The 7435-nt window shown below is 50.6% G+C and carries 11 protein-coding genes; 5 read left to right on the top strand and 6 right to left on the bottom strand.

Features of this window, described 5'->3' with window-relative positions; translation table 11 throughout:
• Together ACO1NT_RS14465 and ACO1NT_RS14470 are read right to left on the bottom strand one after the other, a co-directional pair.
• Nucleotides 1-146 (bottom strand): DUF1599 domain-containing protein (locus ACO1NT_RS14465; protein ID WP_449049444.1); only part of this gene is annotated, 146 nt, incomplete at its 3' end.
• A gap of 284 nt (nucleotides 147-430) precedes the next feature.
• Nucleotides 431-1657 carry an MFS transporter gene (locus ACO1NT_RS14470; RefSeq protein WP_449049434.1) on the bottom strand — a complete coding sequence of 409 codons (1227 nt, stop codon included), beginning with the start codon at nucleotides 1655-1657 and terminating at the stop codon, nucleotides 431-433.
• 168 nt (nucleotides 1658-1825) lie between these two features.
• Between ACO1NT_RS14470 and ACO1NT_RS14475 the strand changes: the two genes are divergently transcribed.
• The 3 genes from ACO1NT_RS14475 to ACO1NT_RS14485 are packed head-to-tail and all read left to right on the top strand — an operon-like array spanning nucleotide 1826 to nucleotide 3634.
• Nucleotides 1826-2467 (top strand): AlbA family DNA-binding domain-containing protein, encoded by a 642-nt coding sequence (locus ACO1NT_RS14475; protein WP_449049436.1) that lies wholly within the window; start codon nucleotides 1826-1828, stop codon nucleotides 2465-2467.
• Nucleotides 2468-2484: 17 nt separating this feature from the next.
• On the top strand, nucleotides 2485-3273 hold the full coding sequence (locus ACO1NT_RS14480; RefSeq protein WP_449049437.1) for a HipA family kinase: 789 nt from the start codon (nucleotides 2485-2487) through the stop codon (nucleotides 3271-3273).
• Nucleotides 3251-3634: a DUF3037 domain-containing protein gene (locus ACO1NT_RS14485; RefSeq protein ID WP_449049438.1), complete on the top strand. Its 384-nt coding sequence runs from the start codon at nucleotides 3251-3253 to the stop codon at nucleotides 3632-3634. Before ACO1NT_RS14480 ends, ACO1NT_RS14485 begins: the two co-directional genes overlap by 23 nt.
• Nucleotides 3635-3636: 2 nt before the next feature.
• Here ACO1NT_RS14485 and ACO1NT_RS14490 read toward each other — a convergent pair whose 3' ends face one another.
• From ACO1NT_RS14490 to ACO1NT_RS14500, 3 genes are read right to left on the bottom strand one after another with little or no spacing between them, the layout of a single operon-like run.
• Nucleotides 3637-4038 carry a c-type cytochrome gene (locus ACO1NT_RS14490; protein WP_449049439.1) on the bottom strand — a complete coding sequence of 134 codons (402 nt, stop codon included), beginning with the start codon at nucleotides 4036-4038 and terminating at the stop codon, nucleotides 3637-3639.
• Nucleotides 4038-4682, bottom strand: a complete 645-nt coding sequence (locus tag ACO1NT_RS14495) for an SCO family protein (RefSeq protein WP_449049440.1) — start codon at nucleotides 4680-4682, stop codon at nucleotides 4038-4040. Before ACO1NT_RS14495 ends, ACO1NT_RS14490 begins: the two co-directional genes overlap by 1 nt.
• Before the next feature lie 4 nt (nucleotides 4683-4686).
• Nucleotides 4687-5130: a transposase gene (locus ACO1NT_RS14500; protein ID WP_449049441.1), complete on the bottom strand. Its 444-nt coding sequence runs from the start codon at nucleotides 5128-5130 to the stop codon at nucleotides 4687-4689.
• Nucleotides 5131-5320: 190 nt separating this feature from the next.
• Between ACO1NT_RS14500 and ACO1NT_RS14505 the strand changes: the two genes are divergently transcribed.
• Nucleotides 5321-6016 carry a CoA transferase subunit A gene (locus tag ACO1NT_RS14505; RefSeq protein WP_449049442.1) on the top strand — a complete coding sequence of 232 codons (696 nt, stop codon included), beginning with the start codon at nucleotides 5321-5323 and terminating at the stop codon, nucleotides 6014-6016.
• A 49-nt stretch (nucleotides 6017-6065) separates the two neighbouring features.
• Entirely contained in the window at nucleotides 6066-6725 is a 660-nt protein-coding gene (locus tag ACO1NT_RS14510; protein ID WP_449049446.1) for a 3-oxoacid CoA-transferase subunit B, read from the top strand.
• A gap of 1 nt (nucleotide 6726) precedes the next feature.
• Here ACO1NT_RS14510 and ACO1NT_RS14515 read toward each other — a convergent pair whose 3' ends face one another.
• On the bottom strand, nucleotides 6727-7380 hold the full coding sequence (locus ACO1NT_RS14515) for a uridine kinase family protein (protein ID WP_449049443.1): 654 nt from the start codon (nucleotides 7378-7380) through the stop codon (nucleotides 6727-6729).
• Nucleotides 7381-7435: the final 55 nt, after the last annotated feature.

The raw sequence follows: 7435 nt of genomic DNA on the forward strand, positions 1-7435 counted from the left end.
CGGATACGCTGTGCCTTGATGTATAGCTGGTCTGTGATGGATGCAGGCCGCATGATGCGCCACGCAGTGCCGTAGTCTGCTGTTTTTTTTGCGAATAATTGTTGGCAGTGCTCGATAATACGGTCGTATTGTGCTGATGTATCCATGATAATGGCAAAGATAAAAGAATTTGCCGATTCGATTTGAAGATTTGCCAATTGCAGAACCAGTTTTCTTAATTGGATTTTTTCTAAATAAAGCATATCTTTGCCGCGCCATGTTTGAAGAGCGTCCCATATTCGCTTGCGATGAAATTACTTGCGCCTGCGCTACGGATCCGCAGTACTTTAAAGGATTAAACCCCTATCGTGAGGGGTGTGGGGGTGATTTCAAGAAGTGCTGCAAGAAATACAAACGGGGCAAGCGCTGTAAGAAGTGCCCTAAACGATAATCATTCCACAAAATCCAGGTCCCGGTCAAAGCTCTCTTTGAGCTGGCTTATAGCAAAGATGGCTATGCCTGTAAGCAGGAAAATCATGATGTAGGCCGCGGTGAGGATACCGGTATATCCCACAAAAAACTCAAAAAGGAAGGTCGAAGGAATCAATGCCCCCCGGACGAAGTTGGGCGCCGTCGTTGTCACGGTGGCGCGGAGATTGGTGCCGAACTGCTCGGACGCGATGGTGACGAACGTTGCCCAATAACCAATGGCAATCCCCATGAAAAAAGCAATCCAATGGAAGCGTTCCTCCGTAATGCCCTCACTGCTTAGGTACCATATCGACGATGCAATAATCATGATTTGGAAAATGAATACCGCCATCCGGCGCGATTTGGTGAGCTGGGCAAACAATCCAGCAGCCATATCACCCAGCGAAAGGCCCAAGTATGTGAAAAGGATTCCCTTGCCAGCACTCAATGGTATGGGGGCGCCCAAAGCCGCACCGAATTCGGGGGCCTGGGTAATCAATATGCCGACGACAAACCAGATGGGCAGCCCGATGAGCAGACAATAAATATACCGTTTGAAACGCTCCGTATCCGTGAATAACATACTTAGCTTACCTCTTTCAACCGGTTTGGCCGACAAGTTCTTGAACATACCCGATTCGAACGTACCCACACGGAGGATGAGCAGCAGTAGCCCCATGCCGCCACCTACAAAGTACGCATTGCGCCAATCGAAGAATTCAGAAACATAATAGGCCACGATGGCTCCCAGGACACCGACCGAAGCCACGATCATTGTCCCATACCCGCGCTTGTTCTTGCTCATTGCCTCGCTCACGAGCGTGATACCGGCTCCCAGTTCGCCGGCTAAGCCAACACCGGCAACGAAACGGATCATCGCGTACGAATGGATATCGTGTACGAGCCCGTTGGCAATATTCGCCAGCGAATACATCAGAATCGAGCCAAACAGCACCTTGATTCGGCCGATCTTGTCGCCCAATATCCCCCACAAAAGTCCACCCAGCAGGAGTCCGCCCATCTGCATATTCAGCACATACTCGCCGTCCGTACGCATCGCCGATTCCGGGATGCCGATATCATGGAAACTTTGTACCCGAACGATCGAGAAAACCACAAGATCATATATATCAACAAAATAGCCCAATGCGGCTACGACAACCAACAACCACGCATTCCTGGAGTTGGTAAGGTTTTCTTTGGTCATTTGCCTTACGATTTACGGGCGCTAAAATAACAAATTTTCTGTCTTTCAGAATTTGTGGCTATATTAGTGGGTATATGCGGCACTCCGAAAATGCATTGGAATGGATCATGCGGGATGTCCGATATAGGCAATCGAAAAAGCAAGTATGTTATAAATGCATGGACAGGCGTGACGATCAAAGCACTGATACTCCAGGGTGAGGGCGAACAGCTTGATTTCAAGAACAGGATCAGCAACTGCGCCAAGATTGCCAAGACGCTGGTAGCCTTTGCCAATACCAAAGGCGGCAAGTTACTGGTGGGGGTAGCCGACAATGGTACGATTAAAGGGATCAAGAACGAAGAGGAAGAAAAATACATGCTTTTACAGGCAGGCCAACGTTATTGTCGCCCCCCGATCGAACCGGTTTTCACAGAAATCACTATCGATGATAAGCTGGTGCTCGTTGCCGATATTGGCGAAAGCGACACGAAGCCACATTATGCGTTGGACGGCGACCAGAGATGGTGGGTGTATGTTCGCGCGGGCGATAAAAGTCTCTTGGCCGGGAAGGTTGCCGTAGATGTGCTGCATCAAAACAATAATCCCGAGGGTGTGCAATTTAGCTATACGGAAAAAGAGCGTGCATTGATGGAATATGTACATGCCCACCCACGGTCGCAACTGCCCGAATTATGTGACCACCTTCAGCTTTCCCGTCGGCGTACACGCCGTATCCTCGTCAACCTCATCGTAGCAGGCGTAATCGAAGTGCATAACGACGGCCATGGGGAATATTTCACAGAGAAGCCGAATTTTCAAACCGAATAAAATGCGATATTTGGAACGTGGATCATTCAATATTACGAACAGTACAGGTAACCCGTTATGTAACGCCCCTGCGGGAGGGCGGTTCATTGCCTGCCATCGCCGAAGCGGATGACGGCTTCCTTTACGCACTCAAATTCCGCGGCGCCGGGCAGGGCAACAAGGCACTTATTGCCGAATTGCTAGGTGGTGAGATTGCACGTGCCCTAGGATTCCGCGTGCCGGAAATCGTGTTTGCCCAGCTCGATGAGGCTTTCGGCCGAACGGAGCCGGACGAAGAAATCCAGGATTTGCTACGGGCAAGCACGGGTCTTAATCTCGCGTTGCATTACCTGTCGGGCGCCATCACGTTCGACCCCGTCGTAACCCAGTTGGATGAGGGGTTAGCCTCGCAGATTGTATGGTTGGATGGCCTGCTGACGAATGTGGACCGGACAGCGAAAAACACCAATATGCTGATGTGGCACAATGAGCTGTGGCTCATCGATCACGGGGCCGCACTCTATTTCCATCATACTTGGGACGATTGGGAATCCCAAGCGATCAAGCCATTTGTGCGTATCAAAGACCATGTGCTGCTATCCCGTGCTTCCGCACTTGATGAGGCAGATAGAGCACTGAAAGCCAAGCTAACACCTTCCGTAATTGAACGTATTGTGCAGCAGATACCTGATGCATGGTTGGTGGATGTGGATGGACAATCGCCAGCGGCGGCGCGGGGAGTGTACTGGCAGTTTTTAACGATGCGTTTAGCGGCATCGGAGGTTTTTGTCAATGAAGCGAAAGATGCCCGGGAAAGAATTATTTGAATATGCTGTTATCCGCACGGTGCCCCACGTAGCGCGCGAAGAGTTCGTTAACATCGGGGTCGTTTTATATTGCCGGGGGCAACGCTTTCTAGCCATGCGCCATAGCCTGCGTATTCCGCGATTGCAGGCCTTTCAGCTTCCGGTGTCCCTCGACGAGTTGGAGGCTTACCTGCGTGCATTCCAACAAGTGTGCTATGGCCATCAGGATGGTGGTCCGATTGCAGCTTTACCCATGGCCGAACGCTTTCGATGGCTCACCGCCAAACGGAGCACGGTCATCCAAACATCGGCCGTACACCCGGGACTGTGCGAGTCGGCCGAAGAGACCTTGGACCGTCTTTTTCAGGAATTAGTCTTGTGATATTACGGTGTCGTGTCGCGACATGCATCCAGCCGGGCCTGAACCTCTTCCTGGGTAAACATTTCCATCGTGTTACCGAACGAATTGCCGATATAAGTTAGCACGTAGGCTATTTCGACGGTAGTGAGGGTCCGGTTGGCGGGCATTTCCTTCCTGCCATATTTCACGAGGCAGGCCAGTTCATCCCGATGGCTAACGAGAAAAGTGCTGTCATTGAGTGGGGGATACAGTTTGCCGAGCCCTTCACCTTTTGCACCGTGGCAATTCTGGCAATGGGTGGCATACACCTTCTTTCCGTTTACGGTATATTGTGCCGTCCGGATGGCCTGTTCACTTTGGCATGAATGGAACGCGATATATACCGACAGGCACGTTGCGAGGAGTAAGAGGGAACGATTGCGCATCAGTGGGGTACTTCCTCCAGCAGAATCTCCAGATCCTCAAAAAGCAGCTGTAACTGGGCGTCGTTGGTGCCATCATATGCGCCGCGGATGTGCCGGTTTTGGTCAACCAACAGGAAATGGCCCGAATGGTCATAACCGCCAGGCACGGCAGCATCTTCCTTGGTATAGACCATATAGCTATCGGATAGACCGTAAATCTCTGCTTTGCTGCCTGTTACAAATTGCCATTGGTCGTTGGTCACACCCAGCTTTTCCGCATATGCCTTAAGTACACTGGGCGAATCATAGCGGAAATCGATGCTATGGGAAAGGAACCGCACCCGTTTGTCGCCCTTATACTTCTCGTAAACTTTCAGCAGGTTGCGTTGCATCGTGGGGCAGATACTCGGACAATGGGTGAAGAAAAAATTAGCGATATATACACCGTTTTCAAACGTGTGGTTATCAATGAAAACGCTATCCTGGTTAAGTAGTTTAAAGTCGGCAATGGTATGGTACATCGTATCGGTAACCGTTTGGCCTTCCACCACTTGGGTTACCGGTTCACGGGATCCCAATATGGGTAGCGTCTTCTCGGTAGTCGACTGGCAGGCGGCCATACAGCACAGTACATAGGCACCCCATACGAAAAGAATGATACGCATGTGATTAGAATTGCGCTAGTTTTTCGACACTTTCTTTCGAAACCTCATCAAAAGTTACCTTCATCTCCTTTACCTTTTCAACTTCTTTCTCATAGTACGATTTGGTTTCGGCCGCCGATTTGTCTTGCGGATCCACATCAAAACCGGTCATCCAGTCCATCATCGCATTGGTTGCGCCCTCGAGGCGCACTTTAAGTGCGGAGAGGTCGGTGCGTACCTGGACGGTGTCGATGTTTGGATTCGCCGCTTTCAGTTCGGACAGACTGGATAAAATCGAATCGATTTTCACCGAATTCCGGTCGAACGCACTGATTTGGGGCATGATCTCATCGTGGATCGCAATGGCTTCATCTCGCAATTGGTCGATTTCAACCGTATCGCTACCGCCTCCGTTACAGGCAACGAGCAATAAGGCAGCAACGGCAGGAAAGATCATCTTTTTCATCATTTCATTTGTTGTTGGATGACAAATTTAGCTAAAATTCGATGGATATACAATCGGCCATCACCAAACCGGGCAATCTGGGTTCTGACACAGGGCAACCGCATTCGGTTTTGACATTTCGATTTGCATGATGGTGTCAACTTTCGTAACTTGTCGGCATCCCACATTGGGATAAACCAATTAGGAGACGCGTATGATCAATAAAGTAGTTACCAGTGCTGAAGCGGCGCTTGCCGGCATGACCGATGGGATGACATTGATGCTCGGTGGTTTCGGGTTATGCGGCATCCCCGAAAACTGTATCCATGAGATTGCGAAGCGGGGGATCTCGAACTTGACGTGCATTTCGAATAATGCCGGGGTGGATGACTTTGGGATCGGTCTATTGCTTCGGAAGCGGCAGGTAAAAAAGATGATTGCCTCTTACGTGGGCGAAAACGCGGAGTTCGAACGGCAACTACTCACGGGTGAGCTGGAAGTGGAATTGGTGCCGCAGGGTACGTTGGCCACCCGCTGCATGGCGGCGGGCTATGGAATGCCTGCTATTTTTACGCCGGCGGGTGTAGGCACCGAAGTGGCTGAAGGGAAGGAGGTGCGTAATTTTAACGGTAAGGATTATTTGCTGGAAATGGCGTTTGAGGCAGATTTTGCCATCGTGAAAGCATGGAAAGGGGACACCGCGGGGAACCTGATGTACCGGATGACGGCACGCAATTTCAACCCGATCATGGCCATGGCAGGTAAAATCACGATCGCTGAAGTGGAAGAATTGGTGCCGGCAGGGGAACTGGATCCCGACCATATCCATACTCCTGGCATCTATGTGCACCGGATTTTCCAAGGGAAGGCATATGAAAAGCGGATTGAGCAGCGGACGGTGGCTGAATGACGCCGGTGGCCGGCGAACATCGAATCAAAGGATCATCACATCAAAAGGTATGTTGGATAAAAACGGAATCGCAAAGCGGATTGCAAAGGAAATAAAAGACGGATTCTATGTGAACCTGGGGATTGGCATACCGACATTGGTAGCCAATTACATCCCTGAAACCATCCGTGTTGTGCTCCAATCGGAGAACGGACTGCTGGGCATGGGACCATTCCCCAAAGCAGGCGACGAGGATGCGGACTTGATCAATGCCGGTAAACAGACGATCACCATGTTGCCCGGGTCGGCCATTTTTGACTCGGCCATGAGCTTCGGCATGATCCGGGCACAAAAAGTAGACCTGACGATTTTAGGGGCGATGGAAGTGTCTGAGCATGGTGATATCGCCAGCTGGAAAATCCCCGGAAAGCTGGTGAAAGGCATGGGCGGGGCGATGGACCTAGTGGCTTCGGCCAGAAATATCATCGTAGCGATGCAACAGACAAATAAAGCAGGTGAAAGTAAGCTGTTGTCCAACTGCAAGCTTCCCCTTACCGGTGTGCGCTGCATCCGGAAAATAGTTACTGAAATGGCGGTTTTTGAGGTCGATATCGACAACGGTGGGTTTCATTTGCGTGAGCGCGCACCTGGGGTAAGCGTGGATGAAATCCGGAACGCGACCGCAGGGAAATTTTTCGCCGAGGGAGAGATTCCCGAGATGTCGTTATAGACTAAACCGCATCCAATCCCGGTACATGCTGCCGGAGGTCGGCAGAGATCTCATCGGTGACGGCAACGATGGGCGCGGGATCGTCAGTATTGTTGATGATCACCCGGTCGCACCGATCGCGGAACGGTAACAAATAAGCTTGGTAAGCGGGGATGACATGGTTTATCCATTTGTAACGCACATCCTCTTCATCATACCCGCGTTCCAACAGGTCCCTTTTCAGGCGGCGTTGCAAGGCCACCTCTTCTTCTGCATGCAGGAATATCCGATGGTCGAGCAATGCGTTGACTTCCTCGTAGTAAAAGATAAACAATCCTTCGACTAGGAGGATGGGCGCCGGTTTCGTTTCGATCATTCTGGGCTTCAGTGCCGGATTATTGAACGTATATTCTTTTCGAAATACGGTTTCCCCATCGAAAAGCAATTTTATATCACGTTGAAATGCCGACCGATCGATGGCCGTGGGCAAATCGAAATTATACCGTTTGTTTTCTTCCTTTGTTTTTGTATTCGCGGGGATATAGTAATCATCTTGAGAGATGAGTGCCACCTCGTGAGGTGCGAAATGGTTGAGGAAACAGTTCAGGAAAAAAGTCTTCCCCGAGCCACTGCTTCCGGCAATGCCGACCACGTAAGGCGCGTTAATTGGATTCATTGGGAGCCCCGTAAGCTATTTCCACTTGAAAGCGCCTATCAAGGACACCGATCAG

This window comes from Parapedobacter sp. (assembly GCF_053550995.1).

What these genes read in the sequence shown, in the direction of transcription:
- ACO1NT_RS14470 (WP_449049434.1), bottom strand. Translation starts at nt 1,657, where the DNA reads ATGACCAAAGAAAACCTTACCAACTCCAGGAATGCGTGGTTGTTGGTT.
- ACO1NT_RS14485 (WP_449049438.1), top strand. Translation starts at nt 3,251, where the DNA reads ATGCCCGGGAAAGAATTATTTGAATATGCTGTTATCCGCACGGTGCCC.
- ACO1NT_RS14490 (WP_449049439.1), bottom strand. Translation starts at nt 4,038, where the DNA reads ATGCGCAATCGTTCCCTCTTACTCCTCGCAACGTGCCTGTCGGTATAT.
- ACO1NT_RS14495 (WP_449049440.1), bottom strand. Translation starts at nt 4,682, where the DNA reads ATGCGTATCATTCTTTTCGTATGGGGTGCCTATGTACTGTGCTGTATG.
- ACO1NT_RS14500 (WP_449049441.1), bottom strand. Translation starts at nt 5,130, where the DNA reads ATGATGAAAAAGATGATCTTTCCTGCCGTTGCTGCCTTATTGCTCGTT.
- ACO1NT_RS14505 (WP_449049442.1), top strand. Translation starts at nt 5,321, where the DNA reads ATGATCAATAAAGTAGTTACCAGTGCTGAAGCGGCGCTTGCCGGCATG.
- ACO1NT_RS14510 (WP_449049446.1), top strand. Translation starts at nt 6,066, where the DNA reads ATGTTGGATAAAAACGGAATCGCAAAGCGGATTGCAAAGGAAATAAAA.
- ACO1NT_RS14515 (WP_449049443.1), bottom strand. Translation starts at nt 7,380, where the DNA reads ATGAATCCAATTAACGCGCCTTACGTGGTCGGCATTGCCGGAAGCAGT.